The organism is Spirillospora sp. CA-142024 (assembly GCF_050942325.1).
Lineage (GTDB): Bacteria > Actinomycetota > Actinomycetes > Streptosporangiales > Streptosporangiaceae > Spirillospora.
Map to the genome: position 1 here is coordinate 2,909,725 of NZ_CP192077.1, position 21,688 is coordinate 2,931,412.

The following is a 21,688-nucleotide window of genomic DNA, read 5'->3' on the forward strand; positions in this document are numbered from 1 at the left end:
CCCGTTTACGCGCGACACCCGAGAGATCGCACGTCCGCATGCTCGTCCTCGTCGGCGTGGTCGCCGCGCTGGTGGCCGGCGGCTACCTCTGGCTCGCCCGCCCGCGTCCGCAGCCGTCCGCGGCGCCCACCGCGACCGCCTCGCTCGCCGAGCCCCGGCCGGTCCCGCCCGTCAGCCCGGCGGCGGCATCGTCCTCGGTGGTCGTGCACGTCCTCGGCAAGGTCAGGCACCCGGGCGTGGTCACGCTGCCGTCCGGCTCGCGGGTCGCGGAGGCGATCAAGGCCGCCGGCGGGGCGCGGCCGGGCGCGAAGACCGGCACCCTCAACCTCGCCCGCAAGCTGGTGGACGGCGAGCAGATCCCGGTCGGCATCCGTGCCCCGGCACCGTCCGCGCCGTCTGCGCCGGTCTCGCCCGGCGGCGGGTCACCGGCCGGCCCCGGCACCCCGCTGGACCTCAACGCGGCCACACCCGACCAGCTGGACGACCTTCCCGGCGTAGGGCCCGTCCTCGCCCAGCGCATCGTCGCCTACCGCACCCAGCACGGCGGTTTCCGCTCCGTCGAGCAACTCCAGGACGTCAGCGGCATCGGCTCCCACCGATTCGCCGACCTGAGATCGATGGTCCGTGTTTGACGGTTCCATCCTTCGCCCGAGAGCGGAGGTCCCCATAGTGAAGGTGCCAGATGACCCACGATCTCCGCCTGCTGGCCCCGGCCCTCGCCACCTGGCTCACCGCCGCCGCGACGATCGGCCTGCCTCAGCCCCTCATCTATGCCGTCGCGGCGACCGCGGCCGTCGCGTCCCTCTACCTTTTGATCGCCCACCGAGACCGGCCGGTGCGCCCGCGGGAGAGTGCCGGGCGCGCGACCGCGTCGAGGGGCGCGCGGGGAGACGCGGCCGCCGAGCCTGCGCCCGCCGCGGACACGCCGAAGGCCGCTGCCGGCGCGGAACGGGGACGGCGGATCGTCGTGGGGGTCGTGCTGGCATGCGCGGCGGCCTCGGCGGGCGGTGTGGCGCTCCGGACGACGGCCGTCGACGGAGGCCCGGTCCGGGGGCTCGCGCGCGCCGGGCGGTTCGCGGCGGCCGAGGCGGTGCTGACCGGCGACCCGCGGGCGAGACCGGGCAACGGCCGCCAGATGATCATCATCCGGGCACGGGCGGAGGCGGTGGGGCGGTCCAGGGTCCGCGTGCCCGTGCTGCTGATCGCGGGCGATCCTCGCTGGCTCCGCCTGGTGCCCAGCCAGCGGGTGCGGCTTCGAGGGCGATTCGCGACGCCCAAGGGCGCCAGCCTGCTCGCCGCGGTCGTGATCGTGAGAGGTCCGCCCACGGTCCTCAGCGGGCCGTCCAGGGTCCAGCGCGCCGCCGAGCACGTGCGGGCGCGGCTGCGGGCGGCGGTGGACCGGCTTCCGCCCGACCGGCGCGGAGTACTGCCGGGCATGGTCGTCGGTGACACCTCCGGCCTGGACCCGTCGCTTGCGGACGACTTCCGCACCGCGGGCCTCACCCACCTGCTCGTCGTCTCCGGTGCGAACCTGGCGATCGTCATCGGGGCCGTGCTGGCGCTGTGCCGCGTCGCGGGACTCGGACGCAGGCGAGCCCCGCCCGTCGCCGTCCTCGCGGTGTTCGCGTTCGTCGTCGTCGCGCGCCCGGAACCCAGCGTCCTGCGGGCGGCCGTCATGGGCTCGATCGGCCTGCTGGCGCTGTTCACCGGACGGCAGCGGCAGGGGCTCCCCGCGCTGGCCGCGGCCGTTCTCCTCCTGGTCCTGATCGACCCGGAACTGGCGCGCTCGTACGGGTTCGCGCTGTCGGTCCTCGCGACCGCCGGCCTGATCGTCCTGGCGCCGCCGTGGCGTGAACGGCTCGCCCGCCGGCTGCCCGGTCCCCTCGCCGACGCCCTCGCCGTCGCGGCCGCCGCCGAGGTGGCCGTCGCCCCCGTCCTGGTGATGCTGTCGGGCGAGGTCGGCGTCGTCTCCGTGTTCGCGAACCTGCTGGCCGCCCCGGCCGTCGCCCCCGCCACGCTCCTCGGCGCGCTCGCCGCCGCCACCGCGCCCGTCTCGCTGCCGCTCGCCCGGGCCGTCGTGGGGCCCGCCGGCCTCGCCGTCGGCTGGATCATCTGGGTCGCCCGGACCGCCGCGGCGCTGCCCTACGCGACGATCCCGTGGACCAGCGGCGGACTCGGCGCCGTCACGCTCCTGCTGGCCGGCGCGGTCGCGCTCCTGATCCTGCGCAGCCGCCGCCTGCGCGTCGTCGCGGCCGCCGCCATGACCGGTGTGCTGATCGCGATCGTCGCCATCCGCGTGACGGCCCCCGGCTGGCCGCCGCCCGGCTGGCAGATGGTCGCCTGCGACGTCGGCCAGGGCGACGCCTTGGCGCTGTCCGCCGGCCCCGGCCAGGCGGTCGTCGTGGACACCGGCCCCGACCCGGCGCCGGTCGACCGCTGCCTGCGGCGCCTCGGCGTGCGGGACGTCCCGCTGCTCGTCCTGACCCACCCGCACGCCGACCACATCAACGGCACGTCCGGCGTCCGCCACGGCCGTACCGTCCGCGGGGTACTGACGACGCCCCTGTCGCCGGGCCGCGAGGCGCGCTTCACCTCCGGCCTCCACACCGCCCGCGCCGAGCCCGGCCAGCAGTGGCAGGTCGGAGACCTCACCCTTACCGTCCTGGCTCCGCCGGCCACCGCCTCCGTCCTCTCGCCCAAGGACGACGGCACCACGATCAACAACGCGAGCGTGGTCGTCGTGGCCCGCAGACCCGGCTTCAGCGCCCTCCTCGCGGGCGACGTCGAACTGGACGCGCAACGCGCCCTGGAATCGAGCGTCCCGTCCGTGCAGGTCCTGAAGGTCCCGCACCACGGCTCACGAAGCCAGGACCTCCGATTCCTGGCCGCCGCCCACGCGTCCATCGCGCTGATCTCGGTGGGCGAGCACAACGACTACGGCCACCCGTCCGCCACCACCCTCGGCCTCCTGCGCGGCCTTCGCACCCAGATCCATCGCACGGACAAGGAAGGAGACATAGCCGTGGTCCGCACCAGAACCGGCGTAGCCGCCATCCCCCGCCACTGACCGCCGCCAAAGGGCCCGATGCCGTGCTCACACGGCACGCTCGGTTGTTCCCAACGCCTCCGGCGCCGGGCTGCAACTCGTCGTGGCGGGCTAAATCATCTCCTACGCCGTGCTTGCAGGGCATGCCTCTGCCGCGACGCGGCTCAGGCGGCCGCCCTGGGTCCGGCGTCGCCCGGAGCTCGGCGGTGAGGGTGCCGCGCCGACCTCACGAGCGCCGATCCAGGCCGTCGAGCACGAGGGGGAGGAAACGCTCCGGGACGACCCCTGGGTGGCAGGCGAACACCTTGAGCAGAACCATGAGGTCGCCGGTGCTCGCATCTGGACGCATCGCACCGTCCGCCTGCGCCTGCCGGACCAGCTCGTCGAGGCGCTGTACCAGCGCCTGCCTTGCCTGCGGCGCGGAGGTTCCGGCCAGCGCGGCCGCGATGGCGCCGCGGCTCTTCTCCACGCTGTGGAACACGAAGGCGCGAATGGCCGCCCACGCGTCGGGCTCGGCCGCCACGGCGCGGTCGAGGGCGTCCATGAGCTCGTGAACGTACTGCTCGGCCAGGGCGGCGAGCAGCGCGCCGCGATCGGGGAACCGGCGGTAGAGCGTGCCGACGCCGACGCCGGCACGGCGGGCGATCAGCTCCATCGGCGCGTCCATGCCGCGCTCGGCCATCGCGTCGCGGGCCGCCTCCAGGATTCTGTCCCGATTGCGGCGGGCGTCGGCGCGCATTGGATCCTCCGAAATGGACGACAGTCTTCCGCTTAGTATAGAAGTGGAAGCCGACATTCCGCCTAGGAGGCTGCGTGATGATCGTTGTGACGGGTGCGACAGGCACGATCGGGCGTGCGCTGATCAAGGAACTGGGCGGTGCGGCCCGGGCCGTGGTGCGGCGCGCGGAACAGGGCGAGGAACTGGGCTGCGACTACGTCGTCGGCGACCTGGAGCGGCCGGAGACCATCCCGCTGGAACCGGGTGACAGGCTGTTTCTCAACAGTGCGCTGTGGCCGGGTTTCGTGCGAGCCCACCAGGCGGTCATCGATCATGCCGTGGCCGCGGGCGCCGGACAGGTGGTGACCGTCTCCGTGCGCGGTGTGACGTCGAGCAGCCTGCTCGGATTCGGCATGCACGGACAGGTCGACGAGCATCTCCGAGCCTCCGGCGTGCCGTGGGCGATCCTGGCGCCCGTCGGCTTCATGCAGAATCTCGCGGGCGACGTCGACGAGGAAGGGCGGATCTTCGGCTCGTACGGCAGGAGCAGGGTCGGCTACATCGACGCACGCGACATCGCCGCGGTCGCGGCCGTGCTGCTCACGCGTCCCGTCGGGGCCGACGCCGCCTACGAGCTCACCGGGCCGGCGGCGCCGACGCATGACGAGATAGCCGCTGAGCTCACCCGAGCGCTCGGCCGGCCCGTGCGCTACGTGGACCTGCCGGTAGAGGAAGCCGCCGTGCACTTGGAAAAGCGCGGCATGCCCGCCAACGCGGCCCGTGACCTGGCCGAACTCATGTCGCAGATCGGTGATGGGCGCTGGGCGAGCACGACCACGACCGTGGCCGACATTCTGGGGCGCCAACCGTGTTCGCTACGGGATTTCCTTGGCTAGACGTCCGGACCAACGCGCCGACGACCTGGCAACCCGCGGGAACTCCTCCGCAGTGCCACCGAGGGGGCAAGCCGGCCATCAAGGCGATCAGGTGCCGACAACGCTGTCCGGCGCGGGCCCGGCTTTGAGCGGCTGCGCGGCCTGGATGCTGCTGGCGGCGGGGACGAGTCGGGTCTGCCGCGGGGGGTGTCGGACGCGCTGCCCAGCAGCCGCCGGCCGGTAGTTCACCTCCGGGGACGGCACGTACCCGGAGGCGGCCGGGCCGGGGACCCTGGTGGCGTGGACGGTGTCGGCGCTGCCCGGTAAGGGTGTGGGCGGCGCGGGGCGGGTGCCGGACGTGGCATGCTGCAGGGGTGTCGGTCGAGCCCATCATTCTGGTCGTCGGAGACGAAGAGCTGCTCGCGGAGAGGGCGATCGGAGAGGTCGCCGCCTCCGTGCGGGCGGGGGATCCGGAGGCGGAGGTCATCGATCTCGCGCCGGGCGGGCTGGAGCCCGGGCGGATCTCGGAGCTGACGTCGCCGTCGCTGTTCGGGGGCGGGAAGGTGATCGTGCTGCGGGCGGCGCAGGACCTCGGCAAGGACCTGACGGCCGAAGTGCTCGCCTACGCCAAGGCGCCTGCGGAGGACGTCGTGCTCATCGCCGTCCACCCGGGCGGTGCCAAGGGAAAGGCGCTGGTCGACGGGCTGACCAAGCTCAAGGCGCGCAAGATCTCGTGCCCGAAGGTCACCCGGATGGGGGAGCGGGTCGACTTCGTCCGGGCCGAGATCCGCCGGTCCGGCGGGAAGATCTCGGCGGACGGGGCGCGCGGGCTGATCGACGCGGTCGGCAACGACCTGCGCGAGCTGGCCGCCGCGTGCAGCCAGCTCGTCGCCGACACCGGCGGGAAGATCGATGACGCCGCCATCGCCCGGTACTACCGGGGCCGCGCGGAGATCACCGGATTCATGGTGGCGGACAAGGCCATCGAGGGGCAGCTCGCCGAAGCCCTCGAGCAGCTGCGGTGGGCGCTCGCGACGGGTGTCGCGCCGGTGCTGATCGTCAGCGCGCTGGCCCAGGGCGTGCGGGGGCTGGCGAAGGTCGGCGGCGCGCCCCGGGGCGCGCGCGGCGCGGCGCTGGCGAAGGAGCTGGGCATGCCGCCGTGGAAGATCGACCGGGTGCAGAAGCAGTTGCGCGGCTGGTCGGGCGACGGGGTCGCACGCGCGCTGACCGCGGTCGCCGAGGCCGACGAGCAGGTCAAGGGCGGCGCCGCCGACCCCGCCTACGCCCTGGAGAAGACCGTCGCCCAGATCGTCGCCGCCCGCGGTTGAGACCCGGGGCCCTCGCCACCGTGACGTGGGCCGGTGGTCATGGGGTTTGGGCCTTGGTTTTGAGGCCGTTGGCCTCCATGGTGACGTAGCGGCGGGTGAGGCGGCCGGTCAGGAGGCCGAGCACGGGGGCCAGCGGGCCGGTCTGGTCGATGATCAGGCGGGCGGTGACCGTGCCGCCGGCGCTGGAGACGATCTCATGGACGGCGGTCGTGGCGACGCCGGGGAGGCGGGACTCCCAGGTGAACGCCCTGCCCTCGTCGATCGCCGTGACCGTCCAGACGGTGGCGCGGAGCTTCGGCTGGTGGACGCGGGCCCGGCTGGACAGGGCGAAGGGCTTGTCGAGGAGTTCGACGCGGTCCATCGAGTCGGTCATGTCGGGCCAGCGTTCGACGTCCGTGAGGAGGTTCCAGACGGTCTCGGGTGCGGCGTCGATGTCGACGGAGATCTCGAAGTGCACGGGGCGCTCCTCAACGATGCGCGGACGGCGGCCAGCAGGCCGGTGACGAGCGGGTCGTCGGCGCGGCCCGGCAGGTGGAGAGCGTAGTAGGGGACGGCGGGCAGGTCGATGATCTCGCGTCCGGTCAGGCCGGGGGGCGGCGGGACGCAGCCGTTCACGACGGCGAGGCCGATGCGGAGCGACACGAAGTGCAGCATCAGCGGCCAGCCCTCGGCCTCGACCGCGAGTGACCAGGGCACGTCGGCGGCGCGCAGCGCGCGTTCGAGGGTGATGCGGTGCGGGCCCGCCGGGGGCGGGACGATGAGGGCGGCCCCCGCCAGGTCCGCGAGCGTGAGGTGCGGCCGCGCGGTGAGCGGATGGTCGTCCGGCATCACCAGCACCTGGGGATAGGAGGCCAGCGGGACGGCTTCGACGTCGGGCGGCAGGACGTCCAGCACCGCGACGCCCAGGTCGGCGCGGCCGGTGCGGACGGCGGCGAGGGTGCGGGCGCGGCCGCCGTTGATCAGCCGGACGCCGGGGTGGACGGCGTCGCCGAGCAGGTACAGGTAGGCGCCTTCACCGGCGGCCAGGGTCGGGACGCGATCGGGGGCGGTGCCGTGGACGTCGGCGAGGAAAGCCGTCATGCGGGCGTCGAGGTCGCGGGCGAAAACGGGCGACCTGCTCGCCGGTGGAGGTCAGGGTCAGGCGGCGCCCCTGCCGCGTGTAGAGGGGACGGCCCAGGTTCTCGGCCAGTTTCTGCACCTTGACGTGGAGCGCCGGCTGGGAGATGTGCAGTTCCTCCGCGGCGCGGGTGAAGTTGAGGTGGTCGGCGAAGACGGCGAACGAGGCGAGCGCGTCCGTGGAGAGGCGACTCAGGTCCATAGCGAGAAACTATAGCTTCACGTGCTGTTAATAGTTCTGCTTTAGGGGTGATCGGCTCGAAGGTGGGGGCATGGACAACGAACAGCGACTCGGCGTCGATTTCGGCCGGGTCATCCATGGCGGCCTGCTGGCTCCTGGAGACGACGACACCGTGTTCCTCGACGGGAGTTTCGAGGAGGCCCTCGCCTCACCCGCGACCGAAGGCGTCTACGAGGTGCTGCCCGGGCTGATCGAGGCATTCGGGGGGCGGGCCTGGATCATCTCCAAATGCGGCGACCGGATCAGGAAAAGGACGCTGGCGTGGCTGGACCACCACGACTTCTATGAGCGGACGGGCCTGCCCAGAGAAAACGTCCGGTTCTGCCGGAAACGGGAGGAGAAGGCGCGGCACTGCGCCGAACTGGGGATCACGCACATGATCGACGACCGGCTGGACGTGCACCGCGCCATTCGCGAGATCGTCCCCTACCGGTATCTTTTCGGGCCGAAGGGAGGGCCGGAATGGGTGCGGCACGTGCCCGACTGGGAGGCCGCCGAGATCATTCGCCGAGATATTCCGGCGGAACGGAGCCGACCAGCCACACGCCGTTCGCGCTGACCCGGAACTCGTGCCCGGCGGCGGCCATGCGCCCGGCCTGGACCACCAGGATGACGGGCTCGCCGCGCCTGGCGCCGACCCGCCGGGCCGTCTCGCGGTCCGGTGAGAGATGGACGGCATGCCGCCCCATGGGCAGCAGCCCCTCGCGCAGAATCGGCTCCACGAAACGGGCCGCGGTGCCGTGGAAGAGCAGCTCCGGCGGGGGCGTCACCGGCAGATTCAGTGCGACGGGAACCGAATGGCCCTGGACGGCGCGGATCCGGTTTCCGTCCAGTTCATAGCGCTTCTTGTCGTTGACGGCCACGACTTGTTCGAGTTCGGCACGGGTGAGCGCGAAACCGTGCCGCGCGGCGGCCGCGAGCAGTTCGGTGACGTCCGCCCAGCCTTCGGGATCGAGCGTGAGGCCGATCCGTTCCGGGCGGTGCCGCAGATGCTTGGCGAGATACTTGGAGATCTTGACCAGCCGGCGTTCGTCCATCGGACATGCGTCGGGGCCGGCGCACCAGAGCCGGCCCCGGGCGTGCGGCTGTTACTCGGAGGCCTGCAGGGCGGCGGCGCGCTTGGCGATCGCCGACTTGCGGTTGGCGGCCTGGTTCTTGTGGATGACGCCCTTGCTGACGGCCTTGTCCAGCTTGCGCGCGGCGTTGCGCTGCGCGGCGACGGCGTCCTCGAGGTTGCCGGCATCGGCGGCCTCGCGGAACTTGCGGATCGCCGTCTTCAGCTCGGACTTGACGGCCTTGTTGCGCAGGCGGGCCTTCTCGTTCTGCTTGTTGCGCTTGATCTGGGACTTGATGTTAGCCACGTCGTAGTGCCTCAGCTTGGTCGCGATCCTGGGCCTGCGCTCCGCGCAGGCTCTGACGAATGTCGGAACGGGGGCGGGACGGTGCCCCCGGGGCACGACGCTACGCCACACGCAGTCGCACAGCTTACCAATCACCAGGCCCCGTCCCAAACCAGGCCGTGAACGGAGCATCGCGCCGGGCATGGGACCATGGGATGCACAGATCCATGTCCACCAGTGAGTTTGCGAACGGACCCCGGTGCCAGCGCCTCAGCCCGACAAGACCGATCCCGCGATCATCCGCAACTTCTGCATCATCGCGCACATCGACCATGGCAAGTCGACCCTCGCGGACCGGATGCTGCAGCTGACCGGAGTGGTCGAGGAGCGCCAGATGCGCGCCCAGTACCTCGACCGCATGGACATCGAGCGCGAGCGCGGCATCACGATCAAGAGCCAGGCCGTCCGGCTGCCGTGGAACTCCGGCGGGACCGACCACGTCCTCAACCTGATCGACACCCCCGGGCACGTCGACTTCTCCTACGAGGTGTCGCGGTCGCTCGCAGCGTGCGAGGGCGCCGTCCTGCTGGTGGACGCAGCGCAGGGCATCGAGGCGCAGACGCTCGCGAACCTGTACCTGGCCCTTGAGGCCGACCTGCACCTGATCCCCGTCCTCAACAAGATCGACCTGCCGGCGGCGCAGCCGGAGAAGTACGCCGAGGAGCTCGCCGGGATCATCGGCTGCGACCCGTCGGACGTGCTGCGCGTGTCCGGCAAGACGGGCGAGGGCGTCCGCGAGCTGCTCGACAAGATCGTCGAGGAGGTGCCGGCGCCGGTCGGCGCCCCCGACGGCCCCGCCCGGGCGCTGATCTTCGACTCGGTGTACGACACCTACCGCGGCGTCGTCACCTATGTCCGGATCATGGACGGGCACCTGTCGCGCCGCGAGAAGAGCCTGATGATGTCGACCGGGGCCGCGCACGAGACCCTGGAGGTCGGCGTCATCTCCCCGGAGCCGAAGCCCGTGCAGGGCCTCGGCGTCGGCGAGGTCGGCTACCTGATCACCGGCGTGAAGGACGTCCGGCAGGCGCGGGTCGGCGACACCGTGACCATCGCGTCCCGCCCGGCGCCCGAGGCGCTCGGCGGCTACCGCGACCCGAAGCCGATGGTGTTCTCGGGCCTGTACCCGGTGGACGGCGACCAGTACCCGGAGCTGCGCGACGCGCTCGACAAGCTGCGGCTGAACGACGCCGCGCTGATCTACGAGCCGGAGACGTCGGCGGCGCTCGGCTTCGGGTTCCGCTGCGGGTTCCTCGGCCTGCTGCACATGGAGATCGTCCGTGAGCGGCTGGAGCGCGAGTTCGGCCTGTCGCTCATCTCGACGGCGCCGAACGTCGTCTACCGGGTGGTCATGGAGGACGGTACCGAGCACACCGTCACCAACCCCAGCGAGTTCCCCGAGGGCAAGATCGGCGCGGTGTACGAGCCGGTGGTGCGGGCGACCCTGCTGTCCCCGGCCGAGCACATCGGCGCGATCATGGAGCTGTGCCAGGGCCGCCGCGGCGTGCTGCTCGGCATGGACTACCTGTCGGAGGACCGTGTCGAGATCCGCTACACGCTGCCGCTCGCCGAGATCATCTTCGACTTCTTCGACCAGCTGAAGTCCCGGACCCGCGGGTACGCCTCGCTCGACTACGAGCCCAGCGGTGAGCAGGAGGCCGACCTGGTGAAGGTCGACATCCTGCTGCAGGGCGAGTCGGTGGACGCGTTCAGCCAGATCGTCCACAAGGACAAGTCCCGCGAGTACGGCCTGATGATGACGGCCAAGCTCAAGGAGCTCATCCCGCGGCAGCAGTACGAGGTGCCCATCCAGGCCGCGATCGGGGCCCGCATCATCGCCCGTGAGAACATCCGCGCCATCCGCAAGGACGTCCTCGCCAAGTGCTACGGCGGCGACATCTCCCGCAAGCGCAAGCTGCTGGAGAAGCAGAAGGAGGGCAAGAAGCGGATGAAGACCATCGGCCGGGTGGACGTCCCGCAGGAGGCGTTCGTCGCCGCCCTCTCCACCGGCGGGGGCGGCGACGCCGACAAGGGCAAGAAGTAGCCGCTACTTCAGCAGGGGCCAGGCCACCGCGGACGGGACGCGGCGGAACTCGCCGCGGTTGGCGGCCCTCGCCGCGTACACGAGGAAGAACATCACGACGGCCGTGAAGAGCAGCGGCACCCAGATGAAGAACTCGACGGCCAGCGACAGCGCCCCGAAGACGATCCAGACGGCGATGGCGGCGATGCCCATGTTGAGGCCCTGCGCGGCGTGCCTGCGCACGAACGGCGAGCGGGCCTTGCCGAGGTAGACGACGGCCGGTGCGATGGCGCCGACGAGGAACTGACCCACGTACGCCATGAGCGACCACGTCTTGTCATCGTCGGTGACGGGGCCGAAGTGCTCGGGCATCGGGGCGCCGGCTCCGCCCTGAGACTGCTGCTGCCAGCCCGGGCCGGGCTGGGGCTGCTGTGGCTGCTGCTGCCAGGCGCTGCCAGGCTGCTGCCAGGGTGACGGTTGCTGCTGCCACGGGGGCTGTTGTCCCTGGCCGGGCGACGGAGGAGGCCCGTAGGCCATGGCGAAGGTCCTCTCAGGGTTCGCTGTGCGAGCTATTGGCGAAGTGTATGACTCCTTGGACGCGCTCGGAGTTCGCACGGGTTCCCTCTGTAGTCCGGCCTGTGACCGTTTCGGGCCACGGCCGGCCTACAGGCGGCTCAGGGGTGCCAGAGGATGGCGGATGGGGCGGCCTGGGTGAGAGTGACCGAACCGTTCCACCCGATGGACGAAGCCTGCGGCAAGTACGAGTCGTCCAGGAAGAAGCCCCTGTTGATGGACGTGACCGTGGCGGGCGCGCCGTTGTCACCGGATCCGGTCGGACGGCGAATGGCCTCGATGCTCGCGATGTCGGAGACCGTCGTCCCCTCGGGCAGTTCGACGGTGGTCGCGACGGCGCCGTCACGATCGATCGACCAGGTCGGCTCGTCGTGGTCGGAGCGGTACAGCGTGGACGGGGCGGACCTGAGCCTGACCCCGAGCGCCACCCCCGGCACCGACCCGGTCCCGGTCGCCGCGCCGGTCGCCTTGGCGAACTCCACGAACAAGTAGGTGCGCTGGTCGCCGACCTCGCGCGTCGCGGGATCGGACGGGTTCTCGATCTTCCCCTCGCGAACCATCTCCTGCGCCGCGATGCGGTACGTCCACGGTTCGCGGTCCATGACGACCTCGCGGGCACGCCCGTCCGGACGCGTCCGGGAGGCGTCGAGCAGGAAGCGCAGCGGAGGATCGGGCGAGATCACGTCGCACATGTTGTTGTTCTGGGTGCAGGTCTGCAGCACCGGGTGGTCACCCTCGTAGCGGCCGGTGAACTTGAGGGTCAGGTGCATGGGCGCCTGGTAGACGGCGGTGCCGTCCACGCGCCGGCCGGACGCGTCGACCTCGACCCGGTAGATCCATTCGATGTCGGTCGTCCGGCCCCAGCGGGCCATCAGCGCGGGCGTGTCGGTGCCACCGTCCTCGTTGCTCCACACCACCGAGTACTCGATGATCTGGTGCCCGGGCGTGGCGGCGGGACGCGTCTCGTGCCAGGCGATCAGCGGGGTGTCGGTCGTGGCGTTCTGGTACGGGTCGCCGAACGGCCAGCCGGTCCGGCCCACGACGACGGGCGCGTGCCGCAGGGCGAGCGCGTCCGCCGCCGGCATGCGGACCTGGGGGCGCCGGAGGGTGACGCGGCGGGCGGCGGGGGCGCTGCCCTTCGCGAAGCGCAGCGTCACCTTGTGGCGGCCCTTGCCGACATGCCCGAGCCCGAGGCTGCGGGGTGTCGGGTCGGACGAGGGGACGACGAGGTCGGTCACGTGGCGTCCGTCCACGGCGATCGACACGACGGCGGACTCGGCGCCCTTGCGGACCCACGAGACGCCGGGGGCGGACGCGCTGAAGGAGATCACGGCCTCGCCGTCCCGGCGGGCGGTGAACGGCAGCGACCGGGCGGGGCCGCCGCGGTGGACGCTGATCGTGCCGGGCGGCCCGGCGGCGTCGGCGGGGGAGGCGGTGAGGGCGAGGGGAGCACCGGCGAGGGCGGCGCCGGTCACGGCGAGCACGGCATGACGCGCACGGCTTCTCATGATCGGCGAACCTAGGGCGGCGGGGTTGCGTTCCGATGACGGCGCGGTCGCCCGTGGGTGTCGGGTTCGTGTGCGTCAGGAACCGGTCCACAGCGGCGCGAGCGCCGCCGGCGGCCCCAGGGACACGCCGGTGAACCGTTCCGCCGCGCCCGGCCAGTCCGGTTCCCGGAGCGGAGCGCCGCCGGAGCGGAGGGAGCCGGACCGGCCCGCCCTTTCGGGGGGTGCGGGGTGTCCCCCCACAGGAAACGGATCCGGTTCGTACAGGGTCAGCCCGGAGGCGGCCAGCCGGACGGTCCGGCCCCGCCGGACGATCTCGTGGTCGAGTTCCCGCAGCAGCGCGACGACGTCGCCGGCCGGTTCGTCGAGCAGGTCGACGCCGTCCAGCCGGAACCGCATCTCGGGGTTGCCGCTCCACCCGGGCGCCCGCGTCCCGCAGATCTCGGCGAGCCGTTCCACGCCGTTCTCGTCCCGGCCGGTGGACAGCGACAGCGTGCCGCGCCCCACCCGCACGCTGCGGTGCCCGGCCCACCCGCAGAGGAACGACGGCTTCGGCGGACGGGTGCCGCAGCGCCGCGAGACCGCGTCGAGGGTCGTCCAGGCGTCCGCCGCCCGCGTGGAGAACAGCAGGTTCGCGTCGGGCAGCAGCGCCCCGCGGCCGGGCTCCAGCGTGACCACGAACGGCGGCACCCGGCCGGGGAACCGCGCGGGGTCGGCCTCCCCGAGGGTGACGATGCCCTCCCAGGCGACCGGGTCGTCCACCGCGAACCAGGTGATCACGGCTTCCACGCCGAACTCGCGGAACGTTGCGTCGGTCAGCCGCTCGGCGACCGCCTCCCGCAGCCCCTCGGCCGTCTCGGCGAGCCTGCGGTGCCACCACGCCGGCTCCGGATCGGACCGTCCGCCCGCCGACCAGCGCGTCCCCGCCCCGGTGAACTCCGAACGCCGCTCGCCGCCCGCGTCGTCCACCACCGTCCAGTGCCACCCGTCCGGCTCACCGCACAGCAGGACCCGCACGGGCACACGCCCCCCGCCACCCGCACCCTCGTTCCGCATCCCGACGACCTTATCGACCCAAGTGGGCCGCCACGCTCCATTCCGGCCGTGTCACCTGCGACACGGCGATGACCCTCGGTACGGATGCGTTCGCGGGTACGGTCGTACGGGTACGGTGCCTGATCAAGCGACCCGGACCGACCTCGCGGAGGTAGCGTGACCCAGCCCGAGCAGGTTCTGCGTTCCGCGAAGGAACGGGAGACGGTGAACGGCGCCGTCCGCGCGCTGCGTTCCGCCGCGCCCGCGGGCTGGGAGCGGCTCGACTTCGAGTTCCGCGCGACGGTCGGCATCGACAGCGCCTCCTTCGAGGTCGAGGGCCCGGACGGCGGGCGCCGCACGGCCCTGCCGCCCGGCCAGGCCGTCGGGAAGATGGACGAGCTTCGCCGCGTCATGTACCGGGCCGACAAGGGCGCCTGGTTCACCGCGCGCCTCCAGGTCGAGCGCTCCGGCCATTTCAGCGCCGAGTTCGACTACGACGGCGAGCCCGACTTCACCCCGCCGCTCGCCCCGTCCGCCTACGCCCTGGACCTCGACCGGTTCCCGCGGGCGGACGAGCACATCCCGGACTGGCTCCGCGGCAAGCTCGCGGAGACCTGACCGGACGGAGCAGGCGGCGAGGCGGGGCAGACTTGAGGGGTGCCCTCGACTCTTCCCGATGGTGATCCCGTACCGGTCGACGGTGCGCTGCCAGGCAGTGCCCTCGCCGGCCTGGGTCAGCGGCCGTTCGCCTTCTATGTGCACGTGCCGTTCTGTGTGACACGCTGCGGATACTGCGACTTCAACACGTACACGGCGACGGAGCTGGGGCCGGGTGCGAGCCGCGATTCGTACGCCGACACCGCCATCGGGGAGGTCCGCATGGCGCGGCGCGTCCTCGGGGACGTGGACCTGCCCGTCGAGACGGTCTTCGTGGGCGGTGGCACACCGACACTGCTGCCGCCGGAGGATCTGGGCCGGGTCCTGGCCGCGATCGACGCCGAGTTCGGGCTTGCTCCCGGCGCGGAGGTCACGACGGAGGCGAACCCCGAGTCGGTGGACGAGGCGTACGTCCACCGCCTGCGTGAGCAGGGGTTCACACGCGTCTCGTACGGCATGCAGAGCGCGCGCGAGCACATCCTGGCCGTCCTGGAGCGCACGCACACGCCCGGACGCGTCCCGCAGGTCGTCGAGTGGACGCGCAAGGCGGGCTTCGAGCACATCAACCTCGACCTCATCTACGGGACGCCAGGGGAGACCGACGACGACTGGAGGGCCTCTCTGGAGGCGGCCTTGGCGGCGGAGCCCGACCACGTGTCGGCGTACGCGCTCATCGTCGAGGAGGGCACCCGCCTGGCGGCACAGGTCAAACGCGGCGAGCTGACCGCCCCCGACGACGACGCCATGGCCGACCGCTACCTGATCGCCGACGAGCTGCTCGAATCCCACGGCCTCCACTGGTACGAGATCTCCAACTGGGCCGCCGACCCCCGCGCCGCCTGCCGGCACAACATGCTCTATTGGACGGGCGCCGACTGGTGGGGTGTCGGCCCGGGCGCGCACAGTCACGTCGGCGGGACGCGCTGGTGGAACGTCAAGCACCCCGCCGCGTACGCCGCCCGCCTGGCCGAGGGCACCACGCCCGCGCACGCCAGGGAGATCCTGCACGCCGAGGACCGCCGCTTCGAGCGCATCATGCTCGAACTCCGCCTGGCCCAGGGCTGCCCGGCGAACCTCCTCGACGACAAGGCCGTCCGCAGAGCGATCGACGACGGCCTGATCGAACGCGCCCCCTACGACCGGGGCCGCGCCGTCCTGACCCGGCGCGGCCGCCTCCTGGCCGACGCCGTCCTCCGCACCCTGACCTGACCGGCCCCGCGGCTAGCCGGCGACGAAGTCGATCAGCTCTTCCACCCGGCCGAGGAGGGCCGGTTCCAGATCGGTGTAGGTGTCGACCGAGCCGAGGATGCGTTTCCAGGCCGCGCCCGTGTCGTCGCCCCAGCCGAGTTCGGCCACGACGCCCTCCTTCCAGGAGACGCCGCGCGGGATGCGCGGCCAGGCGCGGATGCCGACGGCCGCGGGCTTGACGGCCTCCCAGATGTCGATGAACGGGTGACCGGTGACGAGGACGTGCGGCGACGTGACCCGCGCCGCGATCCTGGACTCCTTGGACCCTTCCACCAGATGGTCGACGAGGACGCCGAGGCGGCGCTCCTCGTCCGGGGCGAACTCCTCGACGATGGCGGGCAGGTCGTCCACGCCTTCGAGGTACTCCACGACGACGCCCTCGACCCGCAGGTCGTGGCCCCAGATCTTCTCGACCAGCTCCGCGTCGTGGACGCCCTCCACGTAGATGCGGCTCTCCTTGGCCACCCGTGCCCGCAGGCCCTCGACGGCGATGGACCCGGACGCCGAGCGCGCCGGGCCCTTCGGCGCGGCGCCCGGCCTGACCAGCGTGACCGGCTTGCCGTCGATGAGGAACCCGGACTTGGTCAGCGGGAACACCCGGCGCTTGCCGAACCGGTCCTCCAGGGTGACGCCGAACTTGTCGCAGCCGACGACGGCTCCGCAGAAGCCGCTGCCGGGGTCCTCGGCCACCAGGCCCGGCTCCGCCGGGACTTCGGGGATCTGTCCCTTGCGGGGCCGGCGCCAGTCGCCGGCCAGCACGTCGTTTCCGTAATTCTTACTCCGCACGGGTCCGCACATTAACCCGGCGGGAGGCCCGGGCGGCGTCGTCCCTCGTCTCCCGGCGTGGCGTCCGCGCCCGATACGGATAGGATCGCGCAGCCATGCGGGGAGTGCGCGGACGCTCCAGCCGAGCCCTCCGGGCCGTAGACTTGGCACTCGGGAGTAAGGAGTGCCAGTTGCACGGGCCGGCCGGACGAAGGAGGTGACAACGTGCTGGACGACCGGAAGCTCGCGGTCCTGCGCGCCATCGTCGAGGACTACGTCTCCACCAACGAGCCGGTGGGCTCCAAGGCGCTGGCGGACCGGCACAACCTCGGCGTGTCGCCGGCGACCATCCGCAACGACATGGCGGTGCTGGAGGAGCAGGGCTACATCGCCCAGCCGCACACCAGCGCCGGGCGCGTCCCCACCGACAAGGGCTACCGGCTGTTCGTCGACCGGCTGTCCACGATCAAGCCGCTGTCGGTCGCCGAGCGCCGCGCGATCGAGACGTTCCTGTCCGGCGCGTACGACCTCGACGACGTCGTCGGCCGGACGGTGCGGCTGCTGGCGCAGCTGACCCGGCAGGTCGCGGTGGTCCAGTACCCGTCGCTGACCCGCTCGTCGGTGCGGCACGTGGAGCTGGTCCCCGTCGCGGAGGGGCGGCTGCTGCTCGTCCTGATCACCGACACCGGCCGGGTGGAGCAGCGCGTCATCGAGACCGGGTCGATCTCCGAGGAATCGATCGGGCACCTGCGGGCGTTGCTCAACACGTGCCTGGACGGGCTCGGGCTCGGCGACGTCCCGGCCGCCGTCGCGGACCTGCCCGACAAGGTGGGGCCGGACGACCGGCCGATCGCGGCGGCGGTCCTGTCCGTCCTGCTGGAGACACTCGTCGAGAAGCACGAGGAGAAGATCGTCTTCGCCGGGGCGGCCAACCTCGCCGCCGTGGACTTCTCGCAGAGCCTGCGGGAGGTACTGGTGGCGCTGGAGGAGCAGGTCGTCCTGATGCGGCTGCTCGGCGAGACCGGCGACTCCTCTACAGTTACGGTGCGGATCGGCACCGAGAACCCCGACCTGGGGCTCAGATCGACCTCGGTGGTCGCCGCCGACTACGGGGTGGGCGATCTCACCTTGGCCCGGCTTGGAGTTCTCGGGCCTACACGCATGGATTACCCCAGCACGATGGGAGCGGTACGGGCAGTGGCACGCTACGTGGGACAGATCCTGGCGGGGTCGTAAGTGGCGAACGACTACTACGCGACCCTGGGCGTCCGGCGGGACGCCAGCGCCGACGAGGTCAAGAGGGCCTACCGCCGGCTCGCCCGGGAACTCCACCCGGACGTCAACCCGGATCCGGAGACGCAGGAGAAGTTCAAGGAGATCACCCAGGCGTACGAGGTGCTCTCCGATCCGAAGAAGCGCGAGATGTACGACCTCGGCGCGGACCCGTTCGCGTCCGCGGGCGGCCCGGGGGCCGGCGGGTTCGGCGGCGCCGGATTCCCGTTCAGCGACATCATGGACGCCTTCTTCGGCACCGCGACGTCGCGGGGCCCGCGGTCGCGGGCACGCCGCGGCCGGAACGCGACGCTGCGGGTCGAGCTCGACCTCGGCGAGACCGCGTTCGGCACGACCCGGGAGCTGTCCATCGACACCGCGGTCGCCTGCACGACCTGCGAGGGCTCGGGCTGCGCGCCCGGCACCCACCCGGAGACCTGCGAGACGTGCCACGGCCGCGGCGAGGTGCAGCAGGTCCAGCGCTCCTTCCTCGGCCAGGTCATGACGGCCCGGCCGTGCCCGGCGTGCGGCGGGTTCGGCTCGGTGATCCGCAACCCGTGCACCGAGTGCTCGGGCGACGGCCGGGTCCGCACCCGGCGCACCGTCAAGGTCAAGATCCCGGCCGGGGTGGAGAACGGCATCCACATCCAGCTCGCCGGCGAGGGCGAGGTCGGCCCCGGCGGCGGCCCGCCCGGCGACCTGTTCCTGGAGATCGTGGAGAAGCCGCACCCGATCTTCGAGCGGGAGGGCGACGACCTGCACTGCACGGTCGAGATCCCGATGACGGCGGCGGCGCTCGGCACCAGCGTCACGATCGAGACGCTGGACGCGGCCGAGAGCGTCGACATCAAGCCCGGCACGCAGTCGGGGCAGGTCATCACGCTCTACAACCGGGGCGTCCGGCACCTCAACGAGAGCGGCCGCGGCGACCTGATGATCCACGTGAACGTGGAGACGCCGAACCGGCTGGACGAGGAGCAGGAGGAGCTCCTGCGCCGCCTCGCCGCCCTGCGCGGCGAGGAACGCCCCCCGGGCAAGTTCGCCCCCGGGCAGCGCAGCGGCGTGTTCTCCCGCATCAAGGACGTGTTCAACCAGCACTGAAGCGCAGTGGCGGCGGCCTACCAGGAGGGCCGCCGCGGCGATTCGGAGCATCCGGGGGGCCCACCTGAACCCCGCACATGAACCGGGAGTGCGCGCATGAGTCCGCCGGTCTTCCTCGCGGGGACGGACGCGCTCGAACGCGACCGGGTCCTGCTGGACGGGCCCGAAGGGCGGCACGCCGCGGCGGTGCGGCGGCTGCGGCCCGGTGAGCGCGTCGACCTGACCGACGGCGAGGGCCTGCTCGCCGAATGCGTCGTCACCGCCGCCGACCGCGCGTCCCTCACCCTGGACGTGCTGGCCAGGCACCGGGAGCCGCCGCCCTCGCCTCGCCTCGTGGTCGTCCAGGCCCTCCCGAAGGGCGACCGGGGCGAGCTGGCCGTGGAGACCATGACCGAGGTCGGCGTGGACGAGATCGTCCCGTGGTCGGCGGCCCGGTGCGTGACCCGGTGGCGTCCGGAACGCCGCGACAAGGCCCTCGGGCGCTGGCGCGCGACGGCCCGCGAGGCCGCCAAGCAGGCCCGGCGCGGCCGGCTGCCCGAGGTGCCGGAGCTGGCGTCCACCGAGGAGGTCGCCGGCCGGATCGCCGCCGCGTCCCTGGCGCTGATCCTGCACGAGGAGGCCGAGGCGCCGCTGAGCGCGGTGGAGCCGCCCGCCGAGGGCGAGATCGTCCTCGTGGTCGGCCCGGAGGGCGGGATCAGCGGCGAGGAGCTCGACCGGTTCCGCGACGCCGGCGGGCGCGCCGCCCGGCTCGGCCCGACCGTCCTGCGCACCTCGACGGCCGGCGTCGCCGCGGCCAGCGTGCTGCTGGCCGCCACCGGCCGCTGGTAGCGCCCGTCAGGGAGAGGTGGCGGCGCCCTGCTCGGTGGTGTTCGCGGGCTCGCTCGACGCGGGCGGCGTCGGCTGGTCGGTCGGCTTGCCCGGGTCGGGCGTCGTGGACGTGGGCGGCGTCGGTGTCGTGGTCGGCGTCTGCGACGGCGTGTCGCTCGGGCACGGCGTGGCGGCCGGGGCCGGGGTGCTCGCCGTGCCGGGCGAGGCGGTGGCCGCGGAGGCCCCGGGCGACGGGATGCTGCAGGACGACAGACCCGGCGAGGTGCTCGGGCTCGGCGTCTGCGTGGTGCTCTGGCTGCCGGACGCGCTGGCGCCCGCCGACGACGGGACGGGGAACTCCGGGCCGCCCCCGGCGCCCGTCCGGTCCCCGTCGGTGCTGTCGTGCCCGCCGCCGGACGGGCTGTTGCTGCCCACCGACTGCTGGATCAGGTCGATCGTCTGCGGGGCCGTCACGCCGATCCCGGCGATCACGACGGCGGCGGCCACGGCGAGGACGGGGCGCGCCCAGTTCACGGTGAACCGGTCGAACCCGAAGCGGGCCGGGCCGAACCGTCCGAGACCGAACCGGCGGCCCCGGCCGTCGGCTATGCGGGCCCGGATGCGCTCCAGGCCGTCGCCCGCGGGGTTGACCGAGTCCGCCTCCGCGTGCAGGGCGCGGCGCAGGATCTCGCCGTGCTCGTCGTGGGGGTCGGTGGTCATGAGAACTGCTCCAGGACGTTGCGTAGCGCGGTCATGCCGCGCGCCGTATGACTCTTCACGGCGCCGCGGGAGATGCCCATCGCGTTGGCGATCTCCGCTTCGGACAGATCGGCGTAGTAGCGAAGGACGAGCGCCTCCCGCTGGCGGGCGGGGAGCCGGGACAGCGCGTCGATGACCGCCGAGCGTTCCAGCTCCCCGATGGCCCCGGCCTCCGCGCTCGGCGCGTCCGGCAAGCCCTTCGGGGCGTACTTCTCGACGACGGCGCGGTGCCGGAGCACCGATCGCGACCGGTTGACCACCGACTGGCGCAGGTACGACAGTGCCTTGTCGGGATCGCGGAGCCGGCGCCAGCCGCCGTGCATGGCGACGAACGCGTCCTGGACGACCTCCTCGGCCGTCCCCGCGTCCCGGACGAGCATGGCCGCAAGGCGCACGAGCGAACGGTAGTTGGCGCTGTAGAGCGCGGTCACCGCTTGGTCGGCATCCCAGGCGGCGGCCACCGCTCCCGCCGTGCCCCTGGCCACGAGGGTCTCGGTCACGTCAGTTGGACGCGCACCCTCGTCGTCCGGTTTACGAAAGGGCATGTCCTGGTTTGCCTCGGTCACCTATCCGCCGCCTTTGCCGGCCCCCCGCCGTCCATTCGGACGGTCGCGCTCGGCCGGCGTGAACCGGGCGTTCCCCGGCCGGGCGAGGGCGCCGCAATGCCTTGCGAACCGGGGGGTACGCCTTGAGCTGACAACCTTAACCAGTGACCGGTCGGAATACCGACCGGCGCCGAAGGTTGATCACCGAAAACCCTATCCACTGCGCGGCGCGGGAGGCCATGCCCGCGCGGGTCTCGATAGGATTCCGGGCGGTCACGGACCGTACTGGAGGGGAGACAGATGACCGGCTGCCTGTTCTGCAAGATCGTTTCCGGGGACGTGCCCGCCAAGATCGTCCGGGAGTCGGCGGGGACCGTCGCCTTCCGCGACATCAACCCCCAGGCGCCCACGCACGTGCTGGTCATCCCGCGTGACCACCACCCCACCGTCGGTGAGCTCGCCGCCTCCGACGCCGAACTGCTCGCCGAGATGGTGCGCGAGGCCCACCAGGTCGCGGTGGACGAGGGCGTCGCCGAGACCGGCTACCGGGTCGTGTTCAACACCGGCGCCCAGGCGGGCCAGACCGTGTTCCACGTGCACGCCCACGTGCTTGGCGGACGTGGCCTGAACTGGCCGCCCGGCTGAGCCGGTTCCGCCGCGGGAAAACCATCGGT

At 72.5% G+C, this 21,688-nt stretch carries 24 protein-coding genes; 12 read left to right on the plus strand and 12 right to left on the minus strand.

The window, feature by feature from the left end; all coding sequences use genetic code 11:
- Window positions 1–38 precede the first annotated feature (38 nt).
- Window positions 39–632: a helix-hairpin-helix domain-containing protein gene (locus ACQPZP_RS14075; protein WP_433478055.1), complete on the plus strand. Its 594-nt coding sequence runs from the start codon at window positions 39–41 to the stop codon at window positions 630–632.
- Window positions 633–682: 50 nt separating this feature from the next.
- The gene (locus ACQPZP_RS14080; protein ID WP_433478056.1) at window positions 683–3,067 is read left to right on the plus strand and encodes a ComEC/Rec2 family competence protein; all 2,385 of its coding nucleotides are present in this window, start codon (window positions 683–685) and stop codon (window positions 3,065–3,067) included.
- A 205-nt stretch (window positions 3,068–3,272) separates the two neighbouring features.
- On the opposite strand, the gene ACQPZP_RS14085 is transcribed toward ACQPZP_RS14080, so the two are convergent.
- The gene (locus tag ACQPZP_RS14085; RefSeq protein ID WP_433478057.1) at window positions 3,273–3,785 is read right to left on the minus strand and encodes a TetR/AcrR family transcriptional regulator; all 513 of its coding nucleotides are present in this window, start codon (window positions 3,783–3,785) and stop codon (window positions 3,273–3,275) included.
- 77 nt (window positions 3,786–3,862) lie between these two features.
- On the opposite strand from ACQPZP_RS14085, the gene ACQPZP_RS14090 reads away from it, so the two are divergent.
- Both ACQPZP_RS14090 and holA read left to right on the plus strand, forming a co-directional pair.
- On the plus strand, window positions 3,863–4,660 hold the full coding sequence (locus tag ACQPZP_RS14090) for an NAD(P)H-binding protein (protein ID WP_433478058.1): 798 nt from the start codon (window positions 3,863–3,865) through the stop codon (window positions 4,658–4,660).
- Window positions 4,661–5,013: 353 nt separating this feature from the next.
- On the plus strand, window positions 5,014–5,967 hold the full coding sequence (holA, locus tag ACQPZP_RS14095) for a DNA polymerase III subunit delta (protein ID WP_433468218.1): 954 nt from the start codon (window positions 5,014–5,016) through the stop codon (window positions 5,965–5,967).
- Window positions 5,968–6,004: 37 nt separating this feature from the next.
- Here the strand turns inward: holA and ACQPZP_RS14100 are convergent, their stop codons facing one another.
- Genes ACQPZP_RS14100 through ACQPZP_RS14110 form a run of 3 tightly spaced genes read right to left on the minus strand, consistent with a single transcriptional unit; the run spans window position 6,005 to window position 7,285 of the window.
- Entirely contained in the window at window positions 6,005–6,424 is a 420-nt protein-coding gene (locus tag ACQPZP_RS14100; protein WP_433478059.1) for an SRPBCC family protein, read from the minus strand.
- Window positions 6,337–7,047: a substrate-binding domain-containing protein gene (locus tag ACQPZP_RS14105; protein WP_433478060.1), complete on the minus strand. Its 711-nt coding sequence runs from the start codon at window positions 7,045–7,047 to the stop codon at window positions 6,337–6,339. Before ACQPZP_RS14105 ends, ACQPZP_RS14100 begins: the two co-directional genes overlap by 88 nt.
- Window positions 6,980–7,285 carry a helix-turn-helix domain-containing protein gene (locus ACQPZP_RS14110; protein ID WP_433478061.1) on the minus strand — a complete coding sequence of 102 codons (306 nt, stop codon included), beginning with the start codon at window positions 7,283–7,285 and terminating at the stop codon, window positions 6,980–6,982. Before ACQPZP_RS14110 ends, ACQPZP_RS14105 begins: the two co-directional genes overlap by 68 nt.
- A gap of 70 nt (window positions 7,286–7,355) precedes the next feature.
- Between ACQPZP_RS14110 and ACQPZP_RS14115 the strand changes: the two genes are divergently transcribed.
- Complete coding sequence (locus ACQPZP_RS14115) at window positions 7,356–7,883, plus strand: hypothetical protein (protein WP_433478062.1); 528 nt, start codon at window positions 7,356–7,358, stop codon at window positions 7,881–7,883.
- Here the strand turns inward: ACQPZP_RS14115 and ACQPZP_RS14120 are convergent.
- Window positions 7,825–8,361, minus strand: a complete 537-nt coding sequence (locus tag ACQPZP_RS14120; RefSeq protein ID WP_433478063.1) for an RNA 2'-phosphotransferase — start codon at window positions 8,359–8,361, stop codon at window positions 7,825–7,827. The two genes, ACQPZP_RS14115 and ACQPZP_RS14120, sit on opposite strands and share 59 nt — an antisense overlap.
- Before the next feature lie 51 nt (window positions 8,362–8,412).
- On the minus strand, window positions 8,413–8,685 hold the full coding sequence (gene rpsT, locus ACQPZP_RS14125; RefSeq protein ID WP_433478064.1) for a 30S ribosomal protein S20: 273 nt from the start codon (window positions 8,683–8,685) through the stop codon (window positions 8,413–8,415).
- Window positions 8,686–8,923: 238 nt separating this feature from the next.
- Between rpsT and lepA the strand changes: the two genes are divergently transcribed.
- Window positions 8,924–10,768 (plus strand): translation elongation factor 4, encoded by a 1,845-nt coding sequence (gene lepA, locus ACQPZP_RS14130; RefSeq protein WP_433478065.1) that lies wholly within the window; start codon window positions 8,924–8,926, stop codon window positions 10,766–10,768.
- Window positions 10,769–10,771: 3 nt separating this feature from the next.
- Here the strand turns inward: lepA and ACQPZP_RS14135 are convergent, their stop codons facing one another.
- The 3 genes from ACQPZP_RS14135 to ACQPZP_RS14145 form a co-directional block, all read right to left on the minus strand.
- Entirely contained in the window at window positions 10,772–11,284 is a 513-nt protein-coding gene (locus ACQPZP_RS14135; RefSeq protein WP_433478066.1) for a DUF4870 domain-containing protein, read from the minus strand.
- 137 nt (window positions 11,285–11,421) lie between these two features.
- Complete coding sequence (locus ACQPZP_RS14140; RefSeq protein ID WP_433478067.1) at window positions 11,422–12,828, minus strand: hypothetical protein; 1,407 nt, start codon at window positions 12,826–12,828, stop codon at window positions 11,422–11,424.
- A 75-nt stretch (window positions 12,829–12,903) separates the two neighbouring features.
- Window positions 12,904–13,881, minus strand: coding sequence for a hypothetical protein (locus ACQPZP_RS14145; RefSeq protein ID WP_433478068.1), 978 nt, complete (start codon window positions 13,879–13,881; stop codon window positions 12,904–12,906).
- 156 nt (window positions 13,882–14,037) lie between these two features.
- Here ACQPZP_RS14145 and ACQPZP_RS14150 point away from each other — a divergent pair, with 156 nt between their 5' ends.
- Window positions 14,038–14,478, plus strand: a complete 441-nt coding sequence (locus tag ACQPZP_RS14150; protein WP_433478069.1) for a hypothetical protein — start codon at window positions 14,038–14,040, stop codon at window positions 14,476–14,478.
- Between the two features lie 39 nt (window positions 14,479–14,517).
- Window positions 14,518–15,726: a radical SAM family heme chaperone HemW gene (hemW, locus tag ACQPZP_RS14155; protein WP_433478070.1), complete on the plus strand. Its 1,209-nt coding sequence runs from the start codon at window positions 14,518–14,520 to the stop codon at window positions 15,724–15,726.
- 12 nt (window positions 15,727–15,738) lie between these two features.
- Here hemW and ACQPZP_RS14160 read toward each other — a convergent pair whose 3' ends face one another.
- Window positions 15,739–16,551 (minus strand): DUF3097 domain-containing protein, encoded by an 813-nt coding sequence (locus tag ACQPZP_RS14160; protein ID WP_433478071.1) that lies wholly within the window; start codon window positions 16,549–16,551, stop codon window positions 15,739–15,741.
- 204 nt (window positions 16,552–16,755) lie between these two features.
- Here ACQPZP_RS14160 and hrcA point away from each other — a divergent pair, with 204 nt between their 5' ends.
- The 3 genes from hrcA (at window position 16,756) to ACQPZP_RS14175 (ending at window position 19,731) form a co-directional block, all read left to right on the plus strand.
- Window positions 16,756–17,766 carry a heat-inducible transcriptional repressor HrcA gene (hrcA, locus tag ACQPZP_RS14165; RefSeq protein WP_433468231.1) on the plus strand — a complete coding sequence of 337 codons (1,011 nt, stop codon included), beginning with the start codon at window positions 16,756–16,758 and terminating at the stop codon, window positions 17,764–17,766.
- Window positions 17,767–18,903, plus strand: coding sequence for a molecular chaperone DnaJ (dnaJ, locus tag ACQPZP_RS14170; protein ID WP_433468232.1), 1,137 nt, complete (start codon window positions 17,767–17,769; stop codon window positions 18,901–18,903). It begins immediately after the preceding gene.
- A gap of 96 nt (window positions 18,904–18,999) precedes the next feature.
- Window positions 19,000–19,731, plus strand: a complete 732-nt coding sequence (locus ACQPZP_RS14175) for a 16S rRNA (uracil(1498)-N(3))-methyltransferase (protein WP_433478072.1) — start codon at window positions 19,000–19,002, stop codon at window positions 19,729–19,731.
- A gap of 6 nt (window positions 19,732–19,737) precedes the next feature.
- Here the strand turns inward: ACQPZP_RS14175 and ACQPZP_RS14180 are convergent, their stop codons facing one another.
- Together ACQPZP_RS14180 and ACQPZP_RS14185 are read right to left on the minus strand one after the other, a co-directional pair.
- Window positions 19,738–20,430 (minus strand): hypothetical protein, encoded by a 693-nt coding sequence (locus ACQPZP_RS14180; protein ID WP_433478073.1) that lies wholly within the window; start codon window positions 20,428–20,430, stop codon window positions 19,738–19,740.
- Window positions 20,427–21,014 (minus strand): SigE family RNA polymerase sigma factor, encoded by a 588-nt coding sequence (locus tag ACQPZP_RS14185; protein ID WP_433469970.1) that lies wholly within the window; start codon window positions 21,012–21,014, stop codon window positions 20,427–20,429. The genes ACQPZP_RS14180 and ACQPZP_RS14185 overlap by 4 nt, the downstream gene beginning before the upstream one ends.
- 300 nt (window positions 21,015–21,314) lie before the next feature.
- Here ACQPZP_RS14185 and ACQPZP_RS14190 point away from each other — a divergent pair, with 300 nt between their 5' ends.
- The gene (locus tag ACQPZP_RS14190; RefSeq protein ID WP_433478074.1) at window positions 21,315–21,659 is read left to right on the plus strand and encodes a histidine triad nucleotide-binding protein; all 345 of its coding nucleotides are present in this window, start codon (window positions 21,315–21,317) and stop codon (window positions 21,657–21,659) included.
- Window positions 21,660–21,688: the final 29 nt, after the last annotated feature.